The sequence below is a fragment of the Xanthobacter cornucopiae genome, assembly GCF_043195065.2.
In the GTDB taxonomy this organism is placed as follows: Bacteria; Pseudomonadota; Alphaproteobacteria; order Rhizobiales; family Xanthobacteraceae; genus Xanthobacter.
Genome location: NZ_CM195531.1, coordinates 1,493,458 through 1,510,364, shown reverse-complemented (window position 1 = coordinate 1,510,364; position 16,907 = coordinate 1,493,458). Strand labels below are relative to the sequence as shown.

The 16,907-nt window shown below is 68.9% G+C and carries 17 protein-coding genes; 7 read left to right on the top strand and 10 right to left on the bottom strand.

Annotation, left to right across the window (positions count from 1 at the left end; all coding sequences use genetic code 11):
• The first annotated feature begins 68 nt into the window (after window positions 1-68).
• The 4 genes from V5F53_RS06820 to V5F53_RS06805 all read left to right on the top strand — a co-directional run bounded on the left by V5F53_RS06820 (window position 69) and on the right by V5F53_RS06805 (window position 4,262).
• Window positions 69-881: a UDP-2,3-diacylglucosamine diphosphatase gene (locus V5F53_RS06820; RefSeq protein ID WP_393996710.1), complete on the top strand. Its 813-nt coding sequence runs from the start codon at window positions 69-71 to the stop codon at window positions 879-881.
• Complete coding sequence (locus V5F53_RS06815; RefSeq protein WP_393996711.1) at window positions 881-1,948, top strand: glycosyltransferase family 4 protein; 1,068 nt, start codon at window positions 881-883, stop codon at window positions 1,946-1,948. Before V5F53_RS06820 ends, V5F53_RS06815 begins: the two co-directional genes overlap by 1 nt.
• A complete protein-coding gene (locus tag V5F53_RS06810; protein ID WP_393996712.1) occupies window positions 1,945-2,931 on the top strand; it encodes a threonine ammonia-lyase in 987 nt (328 codons plus the stop codon). The genes V5F53_RS06815 and V5F53_RS06810 overlap by 4 nt, the downstream gene beginning before the upstream one ends.
• 113 nt (window positions 2,932-3,044) lie before the next feature.
• Entirely contained in the window at window positions 3,045-4,262 is a 1,218-nt protein-coding gene (locus V5F53_RS06805; protein ID WP_393996713.1) for an MFS transporter, read from the top strand.
• A gap of 421 nt (window positions 4,263-4,683) precedes the next feature.
• Here V5F53_RS06805 and V5F53_RS06800 read toward each other — a convergent pair whose 3' ends face one another.
• The 4 genes from V5F53_RS06800 to V5F53_RS06785 are packed head-to-tail and all read right to left on the bottom strand — an operon-like array spanning window position 4,684 to window position 8,252.
• Window positions 4,684-5,328: an ABC-type transport auxiliary lipoprotein family protein gene (locus tag V5F53_RS06800; RefSeq protein ID WP_509212980.1), complete on the bottom strand. Its 645-nt coding sequence runs from the start codon at window positions 5,326-5,328 to the stop codon at window positions 4,684-4,686.
• 9 nt (window positions 5,329-5,337) lie between these two features.
• A complete protein-coding gene (locus tag V5F53_RS06795) occupies window positions 5,338-6,261 on the bottom strand; it encodes an MlaD family protein (RefSeq protein WP_393996715.1) in 924 nt (307 codons plus the stop codon).
• Between the two features lie 58 nt (window positions 6,262-6,319).
• On the bottom strand, window positions 6,320-7,117 hold the full coding sequence (locus V5F53_RS06790; RefSeq protein WP_393996716.1) for an ABC transporter ATP-binding protein: 798 nt from the start codon (window positions 7,115-7,117) through the stop codon (window positions 6,320-6,322).
• A gap of 7 nt (window positions 7,118-7,124) precedes the next feature.
• Complete coding sequence (locus tag V5F53_RS06785) at window positions 7,125-8,252, bottom strand: MlaE family lipid ABC transporter permease subunit (RefSeq protein ID WP_393996717.1); 1,128 nt, start codon at window positions 8,250-8,252, stop codon at window positions 7,125-7,127.
• A 403-nt stretch (window positions 8,253-8,655) separates the two neighbouring features.
• On the opposite strand from V5F53_RS06785, the gene dgcA reads away from it, so the two are divergent.
• Both dgcA and V5F53_RS06775 read left to right on the top strand, forming a co-directional pair.
• A complete protein-coding gene (dgcA, locus tag V5F53_RS06780) occupies window positions 8,656-9,633 on the top strand; it encodes an N-acetyl-D-Glu racemase DgcA (RefSeq protein WP_393996718.1) in 978 nt (325 codons plus the stop codon).
• Between the two features lie 356 nt (window positions 9,634-9,989).
• The gene (locus V5F53_RS06775) at window positions 9,990-11,228 is read left to right on the top strand and encodes a glycosyltransferase (protein WP_393996719.1); all 1,239 of its coding nucleotides are present in this window, start codon (window positions 9,990-9,992) and stop codon (window positions 11,226-11,228) included.
• A gap of 14 nt (window positions 11,229-11,242) precedes the next feature.
• Here the strand turns inward: V5F53_RS06775 and V5F53_RS06770 are convergent, their stop codons facing one another.
• The 5 genes from V5F53_RS06770 to V5F53_RS06750 all read right to left on the bottom strand — a co-directional run bounded on the left by V5F53_RS06770 (window position 11,243) and on the right by V5F53_RS06750 (window position 16,084).
• Window positions 11,243-12,541, bottom strand: a complete 1,299-nt coding sequence (locus V5F53_RS06770; protein WP_393996720.1) for a glycosyltransferase family 2 protein — start codon at window positions 12,539-12,541, stop codon at window positions 11,243-11,245.
• Entirely contained in the window at window positions 12,538-13,068 is a 531-nt protein-coding gene (gene rfbC, locus V5F53_RS06765; protein WP_393996721.1) for a dTDP-4-dehydrorhamnose 3,5-epimerase, read from the bottom strand. The genes V5F53_RS06770 and rfbC overlap by 4 nt, the downstream gene beginning before the upstream one ends.
• The gene (locus V5F53_RS06760; RefSeq protein ID WP_393996722.1) at window positions 13,065-14,057 is read right to left on the bottom strand and encodes an NAD-dependent epimerase/dehydratase family protein; all 993 of its coding nucleotides are present in this window, start codon (window positions 14,055-14,057) and stop codon (window positions 13,065-13,067) included. Before V5F53_RS06760 ends, rfbC begins: the two co-directional genes overlap by 4 nt.
• Window positions 14,054-14,827, bottom strand: a complete 774-nt coding sequence (gene rfbF, locus V5F53_RS06755) for a glucose-1-phosphate cytidylyltransferase (protein WP_393996723.1) — start codon at window positions 14,825-14,827, stop codon at window positions 14,054-14,056. The genes V5F53_RS06760 and rfbF overlap by 4 nt, the downstream gene beginning before the upstream one ends.
• Window positions 14,828-15,022: 195 nt before the next feature.
• A complete protein-coding gene (locus V5F53_RS06750; protein ID WP_393996724.1) occupies window positions 15,023-16,084 on the bottom strand; it encodes a zinc-binding metallopeptidase family protein in 1,062 nt (353 codons plus the stop codon).
• Between the two features lie 170 nt (window positions 16,085-16,254).
• On the opposite strand from V5F53_RS06750, the gene V5F53_RS06745 reads away from it, so the two are divergent.
• Window positions 16,255-16,578 carry a hypothetical protein gene (locus V5F53_RS06745; RefSeq protein WP_393996725.1) on the top strand — a complete coding sequence of 108 codons (324 nt, stop codon included), beginning with the start codon at window positions 16,255-16,257 and terminating at the stop codon, window positions 16,576-16,578.
• Between the two features lie 67 nt (window positions 16,579-16,645).
• Here V5F53_RS06745 and V5F53_RS06740 read toward each other — a convergent pair whose 3' ends face one another.
• On the bottom strand, window positions 16,646-16,897 hold the full coding sequence (locus tag V5F53_RS06740) for a GlsB/YeaQ/YmgE family stress response membrane protein (protein WP_393996811.1): 252 nt from the start codon (window positions 16,895-16,897) through the stop codon (window positions 16,646-16,648).
• Window positions 16,898-16,907 lie beyond the last annotated feature (10 nt).

The window sequence follows — 16,907 nt, the reverse complement described above, 5'->3', positions numbered from 1 at the left end:
CCCCGGGACCCGATCCGCCGGATCGGTCCGCGGGCCATGGTCGGGTTCCAAAGTGCGGAGGTCCTGGCGTGAGCGAGAGTCCGGACGCGCGACGTTTTCGCGCCCTGTTCCTTTCCGATATCCACCTCGGCACCAAGGGCTGTCAGGCGGATCTCCTCATCGACTTCCTGAAGTATCACGATGCAGACGTGATCTACTTGGTCGGCGACATCGTCGACGGCTGGCGGCTGCGCTCGTCCTGGTACTGGCCGCAGAAGCACAACGACGTGGTGCAGAAGCTGCTGCGCAAGGGCCGCAAGGGCACCCGCATCGTCTACCTGCCGGGCAATCACGACGAATTCCTGCGGGATTATTACGGCACCCATTTCGGCGGCATCGAGGTGATGGAAACCGCCATCCACGAGGCGGCCGACGGCAAGCGCTATCTGGTCATCCATGGCGACGTGTTCGACGTGGTGGTGCGCCACGCCCGCTGGCTCGCCTTCATGGGCGACTGGGCCTATTCGGCGGCGCTGACCGCCAACACCTATGTGAACCGGGTGCGCCGCAAGCTCGGCCTCACCTATTGGTCGCTCAGCCAGTGGGCCAAGCTGAAGGTCAAGAACGCGGTCAACTACATCGGCAAGTTCGAGGAGGCGGTGGCCGACGAGGCCAAGCGCAATGCCGTGGACGGCGTCATCTGCGGCCATATCCACCATGCGGTCATTCACGATCAGTTCGGCGTGCGCTATGTGAATTGCGGCGATTGGGTGGAGAGCTGCACCGCCATCGCCGAGCACGACGACGGCCGCATGGAGATCATCTGCTGGACACGCCATCTGAAAGCCGCACCGAACAGCGAAACGGATTTGGTGGAAGGACAGGCCCAGGCGGCCGCCTGATGCGCGTTCTCATCGCGACGGATGCGTGGCATCCCCAGATCAACGGCGTGGTGCGCTCGCTGGAATACACCGCCCGCGAGGCGGAGCAGCTGGGGGCGGAGCTTCTGTTCCTCACCCCGCAGGAGTTCCGCACGGTGCCGTTGCCCACCTATGGCGAGATTCGCCTGGCGCTGGCCACGCCGCGCATGGTGCTGCGCCGCATCGAGGCCATGCAGCCGGATTTCGTCCACATCGCCACCGAGGGGCCCATCGGCATCCTGGTGCGGCGCGCCTGCATCGCCACGCGCCGCACCTTCACCACCTCCTACCACACCAAGTTTCCCGAATATCTCTCGGCCCGCGCCCCGGTGCCGGAGCGCTGGACCTATGCCTGGCTGCGCGCGTTCCACAACGCCGCCGGCGGCGTCATGGTCTCCACCGGCACCCTTGAGCGCGACTTGGCCGCGCGTGGCTTCAAGCGTCTCATGCGCTGGTCGCGCGGGGTGGACGCGGACCTGTTCCGCCCGCGCCCGGAAGCGACCTTGAACATTCCGCGGCCGGCCTTCCTGTTCGTCGGCCGGGTGGCGGTGGAAAAGAACATCGAGGCCTTCCTCAGCCTCGACCTGCCCGGCTCCAAGGTGGTGGTGGGCAGCGGGCCGGCGCTGGAGAGCCTCAAGGCGCGCTATCCGCAGGTGCATTTCCTGGGTTCCAAGGAGGGCGAGGAGCTGGCGCAGGTCTATGCGGCCTGCGATGTGTTCTGCTTCCCGAGCCGCACCGATACCTTCGGCATCGTGCTGCTGGAGGCGCTGGCCAGCGGCCTGCCGGTGGCGGCCTATCCGGTCACCGGCCCCATGGACGTGCTGGAGGACGCCACCGAGCCGGTGGGGGTGCTGGATGAGGACCTGCGCACTGCCTGCCTGAAGGCGCTGGAACTGTCGCCGGCCGCGGCGCGCCGCTTCGGCGAGCGCTACACTTGGCGCGAGAGCGCCCGGCAGTTCCTGGACAATGTGCTGATCGCCCACGACATCGGGCCGATCGCGCGGCGCTATCGCCTTCGGCTGCGACGTCGGGTAGCTTCCGGGGCATGATCGCCCCGCTTCCTCTCCCCACCGCCGCCGATGTGGATGCCGCCGCCCTGCGCCTGAAGGGCGTGGCGGTGCGCACGCCGCTCCTGTTCTCGCCCGTGCTCAGCGACCGTGTCGGCACCCGGGTGTTCTTGAAGCCGGAGACGCTGCAGCGCACCGGCTCCTTCAAGTTTCGCGGCGCCTATAATCGAATCGCCCAGATTCCGGCGGATGCGGTGGCGGCGGGCGTGGTGGCCTGCTCGTCCGGCAACCATGCCCAGGGCGTGGCGGCGGCGGCGGCCCTGCGCGGCATGCCGGCGGTGATCGTGATGCCCAACGATGCCCCGGCGCTGAAGCGCGCGCGCACCCTGGCGCTGGGGGCCGAGGTGGTGGGCTATGATCGCGCCACCGAGGATCGCGACGCCATCGCCCGGGCCATCGCCGCCGCGCGCGGCGCGGTGATGGTGCCGCCCTATGACGATCCGGACGTCATCGCCGGCCAGGGCACGGTGGGCCTTGAGATCGCCGAGGATCTGGCCGCCCAGGGGCTGGCGCCGGATCTGGTCGCGGCCAATACGTCGGGCGGCGGCCTCATTGCCGGCATCGCCCTGGCGGTGAAGGCGCGGGTGCCGGCGGCGCGGGTGGTGGCCTGCGAGCCCGCGGGGTTCGAGGACCATGCCCGCTCGTTCCGCTCCGGCGTGCGCGAGCGCAATGCCGCCCCCACCGGCTCGTTCTGCGACGCGCTGCTGGCGCCGACGCCGGGGGAAGTCACCTTCGCGGTGACCCGCCAGCTGGTGGGCGAGGCGGCCGCCGCCGATGACGCGGAGGTGGCGCGCGCCGTCGCCTATGCCTTCACCGAGTTGAAGCTGGTGGTGGAGCCGGGCGGCGCCGTGGCCCTGGCGGCGTTGCTCGAAGGCCGGCTTCAGGCTAAGGGCACTGTCGTCATCGTCCTGTCCGGCGGCAACGTCGATGCCGAGACCTTCACCCGCTGCCTGACGGGCGGCTGACTGCCCGCCGGCCGGGATCGCCGGCCGGCCCATCCCGCCTTCTGTTTCCGGGCCTGTCCTGCCTCGGAGCATTCTCCCGGCAGGCGCCGGGGAAGCGAACCGCCGGAATCCGCATGTCCACGCGCGCGCCGCAGGCCGGGCCCGATGCCGGTCGTTCCTCCGAGCCGGGAGAGGGGGCGGGGTCTTCCCAGGGGCCGGGCCGGGGGGGCGACCTCAAGGTCTGGCTTGCCGCCGCCTTCGCCACCTTCTACCTGCCGCTCGGCATCCAGATGCCCTATCTGCCGCTCTGGCTGCAGCATCGGGGACTGGACCCGCAGGAGATCGGCGTCGCCATCGCGGTGCCGCTGGTGACGCGCCTGTTCGCGACGCCGGTCCTGGGGCTCCTGTCCGACCGGGTGGGCCGGCCCCGGGCGACGCTGACCGTGCTGGCGGCCATGACCAGCATTACCATGGGCTTGCTGGCGCTCAGCGTCGATCCGCTGCTGATCTTCGTGGCGCTGGGCCTGATCGCCCTGAGCTGGCACCCGAGCTTCGCGCTGCTGGACGCCTATGCCGCCCGGCAGGCGCAGGCGGGACGGGCCGACTATGGCCGCTCGCGCCAATGGGGCTCGGCCGCGTTCCTCGCGGCCAATCTGGCTGGCGGCGTCGTCATCACCATCACCGGGGCGGGGTCGGTGGTGGTGTGGATGGTGCTCGGCCAGCTCTGCTATTTCGCGGTGTCCCTGCGCCTGCCGGAACTGCCCCGGCCATCGCGGCCCGCACCCCATGAGGAGAAGCGCGGCCCGCTTCCCGCGCTGCTGGCGGCGAGCGTGGTGGCGGTGGCGCTGGTGCAGGCCAGCCACGCCTTGCTTTATGCCTTCGCCTCGGTGCATTGGCGGGCGGAGGGCTGGTCGCTCACCACCATCGGCCTGCTTTGGGCCACCGGGGTGGCGGCGGAGATCGCCCTGTTCCGCTTCGGCACGCGGCTGATGGGGCGGTTGGGCCCGCACCGGCTGATCGCGCTCGGCGGTGTCGCGGCCCTGGTGCGGTTCGGGGTCATGAGCTTCGATCCGCCTCTGGCAGTGCTGTTTCCGCTCCAGCTGCTGCACGGCTTCACCTTCGGGGCCACCTATCTCGGCATGGTGGAGATGGTGGCGCGGGGCGTCAGCGCCCACCGCTCGGCATCGGGCCAGTCGCTGGCGGCCTGGGTGGTGAACATCTTCATGTCGGGGGCTACGGTTGCGTCGGGCCCGCTCTGGGTCGCGCTCGGGGCCGGGGCATTCGCGGTATCGGCGGCCCTGGGGGCCGCCGGGGCGCTGCTGGCATTGGCGATCCGTCGCCGGGCCCGCTAGAGCATTTTCCGCTCGCCTTGGCTCACGGAAATCGCTCTAGAACTTTGTATTGACGCGTTTTCTTCACGCGAACCGGTATCCACTTCGCTCGAAAACGCTCTAGAGCAATTCCCGCAAAAGTGCGTCGCGATTCTGCGAAAGGAGTTGCGTAAAATCAAAGGCCCATGGCTCTGGGCCTTGAAGGTCCCACAGATCTTCGGGACAGCGGTGCCATGGACGACGCGCGCCGCTCGCCGCGGACGGGTCCTCAGGCCTGTTCCCGCGCGCAGGCCGACGAACGGACCGCGCACCAGCCTGCCGCTTCGATGCCGCCCCGCGGGCGCGCGAGGGCATCACGATCTTGCCGCAGAATCTTGACGCAGGTTACGCGGTGCGAGCGCCCGCCCTGGTCGAAACCGCCGGCGATTGGATTGGGCGCCGCTCAGAACTTGCCGGCGGCCCAGCGCACCATGGCCAGAAGCACCTGGTCGGAGGCCTGGTCCAGAGCCCGCGTGGCTTCCGCGCCCGAGGTGCCGGCTGCGGGCACCGAGGCCTTGAAGACCTGGGCGGCCAGGATGCGGCCATTCTGGTTGCCCACCAGCTTCGCCGACAGCTCCACCACCGCGACTGGCCCTTCGGGGGTGATGCGCAGGCCGAATACGCGAATGTCGGTGGAGAGTTGGTAATCCGCCGTCACGCCGTCGCCGGGCCGGGCCACGCGCTTCAGCCGGCTGCCGTTCTCGAACGCCTGGATGATGCGGGCCTGCAGCAGGGAGGGCAGGGTGTCTCCCCATTGGGCGTCGCCGAGATAGGCGATCTGGCCCGGGTTCGGCTCCACGAAGATCTTATCGGTGTTGAGCGCAGCCAGGGCGTAGGGCGCGGTCACCACCAGCTGGCCGTTGCCGCCGCCACCGCCGGCGGAGAAGCCGTGCGGAGCCGAAAGATTGTAGGTGGGCACCGGGGTTGAGCCGCAGGCCGCCAGCAGCAGGCCGAGGGCGAGCACGGCCGCGCGCGGCAGCCAGCCGCCCTCCCGGCATGGCCGCATGCGCCTCCGGACAGCGAGACGGTTCCTGCGCGCGTCGGTCATGACCTGAGCTCATCGCCTGTAGGTCGGCACGGCATTGCCGCCGCCGAGAATGAATTGCTGCGGATTGCGCTCGATGGAGCGCAGCACCCGCTCGATCTCACCGAGAGTGCGCCGCCCGTCCGCGGCCAGCGCTTCGTACTGGCGCAGGCCCGGCCCGGTGAAACGGCTGATCTCAGTGGTGAGCAGCGCCGTGCGCTGGTCGAGATTGTCGGCCAGTTGCCGCACCGAGGTGGCGGCGTCGGTGGCCTGCGCCAGCAGGCCGTTCTTGTCCTCGGTGGCGGCCTTCAGGTTCACCATGACCGTGTCCACCTTGCCGGCGATGTCGTTCAGCTGTGTCACCAGCGACTTGGATTGCTCGATCAGGGTGCCGACATCGTTCGAGCGGTCGGCCACGGCCTTGGAGAAGACATCCACATTCTTGATGATGGAGGCGATTTCATCCGGATTGATGGCCTGCAGGACCACTTCGATCTTGCGCGCCACCCCCTGCACCGAATTCACCAGGCCCGCCATGCCCGTTCCGCTGTCGGAGGGAATGCGCTGGTAGCCGCCGGGACCCACCGGCAGAGGCGGGGCGTCCGGCTTGCCGCCGCGGATGCCCACTGCGACGATGCCGGTGATGCCCTGGGATTCGAGGCCGGCCCGGGCGTCGGACAACACCGGCACGGTCTTGTCGATGTCGACCCGCACCAGCACCTGGCCGGGCTCGTTGGGCACCAGGTTGAGGCTCTGCACCTGGCCGACGGGAATGCCGTTGAACAGCACCGAATTGCCCTGGCGCAGGCCGGCCACCGAATTGTCGAAGACGATTTCGTAGGTCTTGCGGGCACTGGAATCCTGCGGCCCGGCGAACCAGTACACGAAGCCGAACGCTGCCGCGATGACGAGCAGCGTGAAGGCCCCGATGATGGTGTAGTTGGCCTTTGTTTCCATGCCTTGCTCTCGGTTGCCCTGAACCCGCCCGTGTTTTCGTCCGCAGAGGCCGCGCCGTTCAGCCGCGGCCCTGCTGCACCGCCCGCGCCCGCGCGCCGTGGAAATAGGCGCGCAGCCACGGATGCGTCTGCCGCATCATGTCTTCAATGGTGCCCTGCGCGATCACTTTCCCCTCTGCCAGGGCCGCGATGCGGTCGCAGACCGTGTGCAGACTATCCAGATCGTGGGTTACCATGAAAACGGTGAGCCCCAAAGTCTGCTGCAACGTGCGGATGAGCTCGTCGAACTCGCCTGCGCCGATGGGGTCGAGGCCCGAGGTGGGCTCGTCCAGGAACAGGATTTCCGGGTCCAGCGCCAGCGAGCGGGCCAGCGCCGCGCGCTTGATCATGCCGCCGGACAGCTCGGACGGCAGCTTTTCCGCGACATCCGGCTTCAGTCCCACCATCTCGATTTTCGCAAATGCGATGTCGTCCATCAGCCGCTGCGAGACCTTCAGATTCTCCCGGATCGGGAACTGGATGTTCTGCTTCACGGTGAGGGAGGAGAACAGCGCGCCCTGCTGAAACAGCACGCCCCAGCGCCGCTCCAGCGCCGAGCGCTGGCTCTCGCCGAGCTCGTCGAGATTCTCCCCGAACACCTCCACCAGTCCTGAGCGCTTGGGCACCAGGCCGAGGATGGTGCGGGTGAGCACCGACTTGCCGCCGCCGGAGGTGCCGACGAAGCCCAGGATCTCGCCGCGATACACATCCAGGTCGAGGTGGTTCAGGATGACCCGGTCGCCGAAGCCGACGACGATGTCGCGCACCTTGATGATCGCGTCCTTGCCGTTGGCGGGGGGGAGGGGGGGCGTGTCCATCCTCGCCTCACATCTTGATCGCGGCGAAGAACATGGCGAACACGCCGTCCATCACGATGACAAGGAAGATCGCCTTCACCACCGAAGCGGTGGTGTGCGCGCCCAGCGATTCCGCGCTGCCGCCCACCCGCATGCCCTCTAGGCAGGCGACGATGCCGATGGTGGCGGCCATGAACGGCGCCTTGATCATGCCGACGTTGAACTGGTCGAGGTCGATGGCGCTCTTGAGGCGCTGCATGAAGATTTCCGGGGTGATGCCGCCATAGCCCCAGGACACCAGCCCGGCCCCGAAGATCGCCGCCATGGAGCCGATGAAGGTGAGCAGCGGCAGGGCGATGATGAGCGCGGTGATGCGCGGCACCACCAGCACCTCGATGGGGTCGAAGCCCATCACCCGCAGGGCGTCCATCTCCTCGCGCATGCGCATGGAGCCGAGCTCGGCGGTGTAGGCGCTGCCCGAGCGGCCGGCGATCATGATGGCGACGATGAGCACGCCGAGCTCGCGCAGCACCAGCACGCCGACCATGTCCACCACGTAGATCTCCGCCCCGAACCGGCGAAAGTTGAAGATGCCCTGCTGCGCCAGGATGCAGCCGATGAGGAAGGTGATGAGCACGATGATCGGCACCGCGCGCAGGCCGACCCGGTCGAGCTGGTTGACCATGGCGGTGAAGCGGAAGCTGCGCGGCTTCAGGACCACGCGCATCATGGCGGCGATGGTGGCGCCGATGAAATTGAGCAGGGCCAGCGCGTCGGCGGCGGTGTTGACCACCTCGTGGCCGAACCGCTCCAGGAACCCTTCCTGCCGGCGCGGCGCCGGGCGTGGGTCGCGGCCGGCGCGGACCATCTCCTCGAGCAGGATCTTGTAGCGTGGCGCGAGGCCGCTGATGCTGGTGTCCACGCCGAGGTCGCCCCAGGCCCGGCGCAGCCGCTCGAACAGCAGGGCCCCGAAGGTATCCATGCGCTCGACGCCGGACAGGTCGAAGGTCACCGACTTTGGCGATTTGTAGGTGGCCACCGTGCTGGTGACGGCCTGCTCCAGCTCGTCCGCATGCTCGGACGTCCATGCCCCCCGGCCCGCCACGGTCAGGCGATCATCCTGGGTGTGCACGGAAATCAACGAGGTATGGGGCAACGCGACCTCTCCAGGACCCAAGTGTCAGTCGGCCGGCTCGGCCGGGCTGCGGCCGCCCGTTCCCGCTTCGGCGCGGCGGGGGAATGCCCTCCCCGCCGTGGATGTCTTCACCCCCTCGAACCCGGCTATCCGGCCTCGACATCTGGCGGCGTGCGGCCCCAGGGGAGCCGTCCGCGCCGAGACTGGCGAGCCAGGGCCCGCACGCGAGGCGCACAGAGCCAGGATCTTCGCGCTAAACTGCGGCCCGACCTGCCGAATCGGCTTACGATTCGAGATCCGCGCCGCCATAGCCGCGCCTTCATTACCACATCAGAACCGCGTGCTGCGGCTCGCGACCGCCCGCATGGCGGATTTTCGGCGACATCGGCATTTGAGGCACACCTTGAGCGCGACCAGACCCGACATGCCAACTTTGAATGTGAGCGTGGACCATTTCCCCATCGCCGGCACCTTCACCATCGCCCGCGGCTCCAAGACCGAGGCCGTGGTGGTGGTGGCGCGCCTGGAGGCCGATGGAGTCTGCGGGCAGGGGGAGTGCGTGCCCTACGGTCGGTATGGAGAGACCGTTGAGGGGGTCGCCGCGGCCATCGCCGCCACGGCGCCGGCCATCGCCGGGGGACTGGGCCGGGCCGGGCTGCAGGCGCTGCTCCCCGCCGGAGCCGCCCGCAATGCCCTTGATTGCGCGTTCTGGGACCTGGAGGCGAAGCGCTCCGGCGTGCCGGCGGCCGTGGCCGCGGGGCTGCCGCCGCTGCGGCCCCTGGAGACCGCCTTCACCTTGAGCCTCGACACGCCCGCCGCAATGGCCGCAGCGGCCGCCGGAGCCGGCCGGCCGTTGCTGAAGCTGAAGCTCGGCGCGCCGGGCGACCGGGAGCGGCTGGCCGCCGTGCGCGCCGCGGTGCCGGCGGCGCGCCTCATCGTCGATGCCAACGAGGGCTGGGATGCCGATGCCCTGCCCGGGCTGCTGGCCGCCTGCGCGGCGGTCGGCGTCGAGCTGGTGGAACAGCCGTTGCCCGCCGCCGCCGATGCCGCGTTGGCGGACATGGCCCACCCGGTGCCCATCTGCGCCGACGAAAGCGTCCACGATCGGGCCGGCCTGGCGGCGCTGCGCGCGCGTTATGACGCCGTCAACATCAAGCTCGACAAGACCGGCGGTCTCACCGAGGCCCTGGCCCTGGTGGCGGAGGCGGAGCGGCTGGGGTTCGGGGTGATGGTGGGGTGCATGCTGGCGACCTCGCTGGCGATGGCGCCGGCCCTGTTGGTGGCGCAGCGGGCGGCGGTGGTCGATCTCGACGGGCCGTTGCTGCTGGCGCGCGACCGCTCACCTCACCTGACCTATCAGGGGGCCACCGTCCTTCCCCCGCCGCCGGAGCTGTGGGGCTGAAGCACGGTCCGTGTTTCGGCGCGGGGACCTAGGCTGGCGGTCGAAAACAGGCACGCGCGCGGCGGAACGTGCGTTCCGCTCCAGGCGCCGGGCATCAGTTTTGCGCCCCCTTCATACCATCGGCCGGGTCTTCAAGGGTGCCAAGCGGGTCCGCTCAAGCGCCGCGCGGACTTGACCAAAGGCTCATGAGTCAAGATCACGGGCCTTTGGTATAAGGGCACGGCGGAGGGGCGACCTTTGGGACGACACGGGAGAAGCGGGCCTCATGCGGGTGCGGATCGGGCTCTCGCGGCCGAGGGTCGCGCTGTCAGTGGCGGGGAGGTCCGCACACCGGCCTGGGTGGCGATGAGCGGGGCATGAACATCCTGCATGTCGCGGCGCATCTGGGCGGTGGCGTCGGCAAGGCCCATGCGGCGCTCGCCGAGAGCCGGGCCGAGGCCGGCGAACCCGAGCGGCACATCTTCGCGCTCATCGAGGCGCCGCGCGACCTGACCTATGTGGACCGCATCGTCGCCGCCGGTGACGAGGTGCGGGTGGCGACGCCGGAACAGATCCGCGAGCTGGTCGCCGCCGCCGACGTGGTGCAGGTGGAGTGGTGGAACCACCCCCGCCTCTACGACCTTCTCGCACGCACGCCGCTGCCAGCCATGCGGCTGGTGCTGTGGACCCACATTTCCGGCCTGGCGCCACCGTTCCTGCCGGCCCTGCTGCCGTCTCGCGCGGATCGCACCTTCTTCACCTCGCCCTGTTCCTTCGCCGCGCCGAACCTGCAGGCGGCGGTGGCCGCGCGGCCGGACGCGTTCGCGGTGGCGAATTCCGGCTTCGGCTTTGCGCCGGCGGCGGCCCGTGGCGGGACCGGGCCGGTGAGGTGCGGCTACCTCGGGACGCTCGATTTCATCAAGATGCACCCCGGCGTGTTCGACGTGATCGACGCGGTGCCCGGCGACCTGCGCGTATCCTTCTTCGGCCAGCTCGATCCCGTGGGCGAGGTGGCGGCGCGGGCGGCGGCGATGCGGCATCCCGAGCGGGTCCGCTTCGAGGGCTATGCCAGCGATCCCCAGCGGGTGCTGGGCGCGCTCGATCTCTTTCTCTACCTGCTGGCGCCCGGGCATTATGGCACGGCGGAGAATGCCCTGGTGGAAGCCATGTCGGTGGGGGCGGCGCCGCTGGTGTGGGCTAATCCGGCGGAGACGCACATCGTGCGCGACGGCGAGACCGGCTTCGTGGTGGACGATCTGTCGGTGTGTGCCGGGCGCTTGGCCTGGGCGCTCGATCACCCAAGGGAGGTGGGGCAGGTTGGCGCCCGCGCTGCGGACGCCATGGCGCGATCCCATACGCCGGCCGCGACCCTGGCGACCTTTCGCACGGCTTACGCGGCGGTGGCAGCGCGCCCGCGTGAGCCGCGCGACTTCGCCGGCGCGCTCGGCGCCGATGCTCGGGCCTGGTTCCTGTCGACACTCGACCCGGGGGGCGGGGAGCCGCCCCCCGGCGCGCGGCTGCTGGCCGGTTCCTCGTCGAAGGGCAGCCTCGGCCATTTCCGCGACTGCTTCCCCGACGATCCCGGCCTTGCCGCCCTTGCCGCCCTGGCGCGCTGAGCGCCGGCCTGCCGTCACAGCAACATGGTGCTGCGGATGTCCTGCTCGCTGAGGATGAGGCCCGGGGCGTAGCCCTGGTCGACGAACGACTGGCGCAGATCCTCGCGGGAGATGAAGACGATGCTGGTGCGCAGGTTCTTCGCCGACGGCACCGCCGGCGGCGGAATGACCAGGATGCGCCGTTCAAGCCCGGCGTCGCGTAGCAGATGGCCGAGGGCCTGCCCGTCCTCCACCCCGGCCACCATCAGGCGCTCGATCTCCGCCACGCCGTTGGCAAAGCGGGCCAGCGTCTGCGCCATGGCGAGCAGCGGCAGCTTGTCCATGAAATCGAAGCTTTCCAGGACGCTCGCGTCAAGGTGCGACAGGCGGCTTATGATCTCATAGGCGCGCGTGTAGTCCTTGCGCTCCAGCCACAGCCGCAGTGCCACCCGCATGCGGGTCTCGACGAAATGATCGATCAGGGAGCGGAATGCGGTGCGGGCTTCGGTGTCCAGCACCAGATTGCGCCGCCGCAACAGACTGAACACCATGTATTCGATGCCGCCGCGATAATTATCCCAGATGGTCATGGCGTCGTCGACGCCGGCCTGGTTGCGGTTCGGCATGACCGGCGTGAGCGTCACGGACCGGTAATGGGGCGTCCGGCGGAAAGCCACAGGCCCGGCGGAGGCGACGGCGGCGATATAGGAGAAGGCCCAGTAGCAGAACCGCGGCGCGGACACGATCTGGCGGACGGCGTCGGCCCGGTAGATCGCGATCTCCGGGAAGATGTGATTCTCGACGATGAAGCCGATCAGGTTCAGCTCATCGCCGGGCTTGAAGATTTGAAGGTCCTGGGGCTGATTGTAGTACAGCCCACCGGAAACCTTGTTCAGGTCGTCATAAATTTCCCATGGCGTGTAGCAGGCCCGGATTTCCGGGTTTTCCTCCATGAAGTGGATGTTGTCGGCCACCGCTTCCGGAATGAGCAGGTCGTCGTCCGCCAAATAGATCAGATATTTGCCGCGCGCGCGGTGATAGGCGCTCAACAGGTTTGAGAGAACCTTGTTTTCTTCCTGCTTGAAATACTGGATCGGCAGGCCTTCGGCGCGAAAGCGCTCCACCACCTCGGCGGTATTGTCAGGGGAGTGGTTGTCGGACACCACGATTTCGTAGGTGAAATCCCAGCTCTCCCCCCATGCCCGGATCAGCGGGAACAGATATTCGAGGAAGGCCGAGCGGTTGTAGGTGGGCACGCAGATGCTGAGCGTGATCTCAGCCTGGGCTTCGCTGGGGTGCGAGGAGGAAGACTTGGGGGCGAACGGCGAGATCATGGCGTGTAATCCTCCGCAGTGGCGTCGCGGGTCGAGATGATCTGGGGGACCGCCGGCCAGTCCACGCCGAAGGCGGGATCGTTCCAGCGGTAGGTTCGGGCGAGGTCGGCGGCGTAGATGTCGGAGACGAGGTAGAACACCTCGCAGGCGTCCTCGAGGGTCAGGAAGCCGTGGGCGCAGCCTTGTGGCACATGGAAGGCGTTGCGGCGGTCGGCGGATAGCTCGACGCCGGCCCAGCGCAGATAGGTGGGTGATGATGGACGCAGGTCCACCGCCACGTCGAACACACGGCCGCGCACCGCCCGCACCAGCTTCGCCTCGGCCCGCGGCGGATCCTGCAGGTGCAGGCCACGCAGGGTGCCGGCCTTCGGGTTCCAGGAGGTATTGGCGTGGACGAAGCGGTCCATCAGCCCCTCGGCGCGGAACGTGTCGGCGCAGAAGGCGCGGGCGAAGCTGCCGCGTTCGTCTTCGAACGGGCTGACGTCGATGATCACGGCGCCATCGACGGCGGTGGGCTGGAATTTCATTGGCCGAGGCGCTCCTCGTAGGCGGCGATCTGGGCGAGGGTGAAGGCGCGCATGTCGGCGCCATCGCGGTGGGAGCGGTACCGGTTGGCGGACCAGGACAGGGCCTGTGCGGCACGGTCGGAGGGCAGGCGCAGGGTGCTGGCTTCCGGGGGGTGGGGGCCGGGCGCCGGCAGGTGGGGGATAGCGCCATCGAAGGCCCGACCGAGGGCCTCCGCGACCGCGGCGAGTGAGGCGAAGCTGTCCGGATCGGGTCCGAAATTCACCGCCTGCGGCGCGGCGGCGGGCTGGCTCGCCAGCGCCTCCGTGAGGTCGAGACCGCCGGCCAGGGGGGCGAGCACATGCTGCCAGGGGCGCACCGCAGCGGGACGGCTCCGCCGCAGCGGCACGCCCGCGGCCAGGGCGGGCACGAAGTCCGGCTCCAGCCGCTCGGCCGCCCCATCGCCGCAGCCGGTCGCATTGCCGGCGGTGAAGAAGCGCACATGGAAGCTGTCCGCTGCCAGCTCGGCGCAGGCCTTGGAGACGGAATAGGGCTCCTTGCCCCCGAACCGGTCGTCCTCCACGAAAGGCCGTCCGGCGCCTGCATTGGCATAGACCTTGTCGCTGGTGGCGATCACCACCGCCTCCAGGTCCGGCGCGTGGCGCAGGGCCGCAAGAAGGTTCACGATGCCCATCGCGTTGCGGGCGAAGGTCTCCGCCGGCTGGGTGTGGGAGCTGCGCACCAGCGCGTGGGCGGCCAGATGCAGCACCACCTGCGGCCGCGCCGCCGCCACCCGCGCGGCGAGGGCGGGAAGATCGCGGATATCGGTCTCGCCCTGGGCTTGGCCGGTCCATGGCCCGAGGATGTCATAGAGGGCGGGCCGGGTGTCTGGAGCAAGCGCCAGCGCGCTCACCTCGGCGCCGCGCTGCTCCAGCCATAGACAGAGCGAGGCGCCCTTGAGGTCGGTGTGGCCGGTGACGAGAACCCGTCGTCCGCGCCAGAAGTCCCTCACGCCCACACCTTCCAGGGGGCGTTGCCGGTGTTCCACATTTCTTCGAGCTGGATGCGCTCGCGCAATGTGTCCATGGGGCGCCAGAAGCCATCGTGCGGATAGGCGGCGAGCTGGCGATCCGCCGCCAGCCGTTCCAGGGGCGCGCACTCCCAGGCCGTACCGTCGCCCTCGATCAGGTCCACCACCTCCGGCTCCAGCACGAAGAAGCCGCCGTTGATGCGCTGGTTGCCGGCGGTAGGCTTCTCCACGAAGGTGGAGACGCGGTGTCCCTCGATGTTCACCGAGCCGAAGCGGCCGGGCTGGGCCACCGCGCACATGGTGGCCTTGAGGCCGTGGGCGCGGTGGAAGGCCACCTCCTTCGCCACGTCCACGTCGGCGACGCCGTCGCCATAGGTCATGCAGAAGGTTTCGCCGGGCGTGAGATAAGGAGCGATCCGCTTGAGGCGTCCGCCGGTCTCGGTGTTGAGCCCGGTATCGACGATGCTCACCCGCCAGTCCGGCGTGTCGCGCTGGTGGTAGTGCACGAGATTGCGACCGAGGTCCACCGTCACGTCGGAGTGGTGGAGCACCATGTTCGCGAAATATTCCTTGATCTGGTATCCTTTATATCCGGCGCAGACGATGAAGTCGATGAGGCCGTAGTGAGCATAGATGCTCATGATGTGCCAGAGGATCGGCTTGTCGCCGATCTCGACCAGCGGCTTCGGCCGCACGCTGGTTTCCTCCGAAAGGCGCGAGCCGCGCCCGCCGGCCAAAATCACGACTTTCATGCGGTCCCCCCAGGGGCCGTCCGCAACGGAACCCCAGCCCACCATATCGCCCGTGCATGCTTCTTTGAAGGAAGCCGTCTGCTTTTGGTCGGCCTGTCCCCGGTTTGCAAGTGGCCATGGGACCTGCGCGGCACAATGACCTGAGCGCCGGGCGCGCGCCCGGCGCCCGCCCATTTAAGCGGCTGGCGGCGGCGTTCACCCTGCCTGGTTGGCGTGCACCAGGGCGTGAATGTATTCAAGTTTATCCACCACCGGGGGCGGGATGACGAATGGATAGAGGTCGCCTTGACCCATGGAGCGGTTGAGGGAGTTGACGGCATAAGTCAGCGGCAGCCAGGCATCCACCAGCGTGCGGGCGTGGCGCACGCGGTGCGGGTCGAAGGAGATCTCCGCCTCCAGCGCCGGATCGTCGGACATGTCCGGCGCGATCTTGATGCCGAACGCCCCGGCCATTTCCAGCGTATCGACGATATGCAGGTAATGCGCCCAGGTCTCGGCCCAGTCCTCCCAGGGGTGCATGGTGGCATAGGCGCTCACGAAGCCGTTGTGCCAGCCCGGCGGCGGGCCGTTCTCGTAATGGCGGGCGAGGGCCTCGCCATAGTCCTGGCGCTCGTCGCCGAAGAGAGCGCGGAAGCCCTCCAGCGCGGGGGAGGCGCTCACCAGCCGGTCCCAGTAATAGTGCCCGACCTCGTGGCGGAAGTGGCCGAGCAGGGTGCGGTAGAGCTCGCCCATGGAGGCGCGGGCCTGCTCCCGCGCGGCGTCGTCGGCCTCGGTCAAGGCGATGGTGATCAGCCCGTTGTCATGGCCGGTCATGATCCGGGGGCCGCCGTCCGTCGGGTCGGCGAGGAAGTCGAACACCAGCGGCTCGTGGTCACCGCTCGCGACGGTGGGGATGGGCAGGGCGAGCTTGACGAGGGAATAGAACAGACGCCGCTTGGCGGCCTCGATCTTCTGCCAGCGCCGATGGTTCTCCGGGTCGCAAATGTCCGGGATGGTGCGATTGTGGCGGCAGGCCAGGCACAACGTCTCGCCTTCGCCGGCATCGACCATCCAGTTGCAGGCGTTGCGCTCCCAGTTCTCGCAGAAGCGATAGCGCGGGCCAGGGTTGGCCCGGGCGATCCAGCCGGTTCCGTCCGGCTCGACCGCGCTCAGCACGCCGCTGCCGGGCAGGTAGCCGATCCGGCTTTGGCACCGCTCGCAGATCGTGTTCTCGAAATAAAGGACCTGGGCGCAGGTCTGGCATTTGAAGAGCTGCATCTTGTTCCTCTCCATGCGGCTGGTGTGGGGCCCTGTAGCCGTGGTGTCATGAGCGCTCATCCGTGCTCATCCGCTTGTGGGAACCGTCCATGTTCCAGAGCGTTTCCTTCACACGGCCGGAGTTATGCTCGTCATGGGCAGGCTTGAGGCTGGAAGGAGGATGGAAGAGCATGACGGACCTCAGTTCACCGAAGGATGTGCGCGAGAGCCTGGAGGCGCAGATCGCCGACCTGAAGGCGGAGATGAGCCGGATCAGCCGATCGGTGCAGGCGCGGGCGGCCGATGCGGCGGAGGGCGCCCGGGACACGTTCGAGGCGGCGAGATCCAGGGCCGACGGCGCCGCCAGGACGGTTGGGCGGCAAGCTCATGCGGTTTCCGACGTGATCGGCGAGAATCCTGGCACCGCGGCGGCGGTGTTGTCCTCGGCCGGTGTCGTGGGTGCCCTGGTCGGGCTGGCGGCGGGCTATCTGCTGGCGGGCGGCCTGCGGCGGTAGGCCCTCAGGTCGGCCCGTCGCTTTGGCTCCGCGGGGGCCGCCGCCGCAGATCGGTCCCTGCGGCGGCTCAGCCGCGCACCGCCCGCGCGCCGCCGATGAGAAGGCAGGCGCCGACGATGCCGGCGATGAGATAGCCGAGCCAGCCGCCGAAGCTCACCCCCAGCAGGCCGAACAGGAAGCTCGCCACCGCCGCGCCGAGAATGCCGAGGATGATGTTCATGAAGAGCCCGGTGTCGCTCTTCATGACGCCGGAGGCGATCCACCCGGCGAAGCCGCCGACGATGATGGCGGCGATCCAGCCGATCTGGTTGTCTTCCATGGCATGCCCC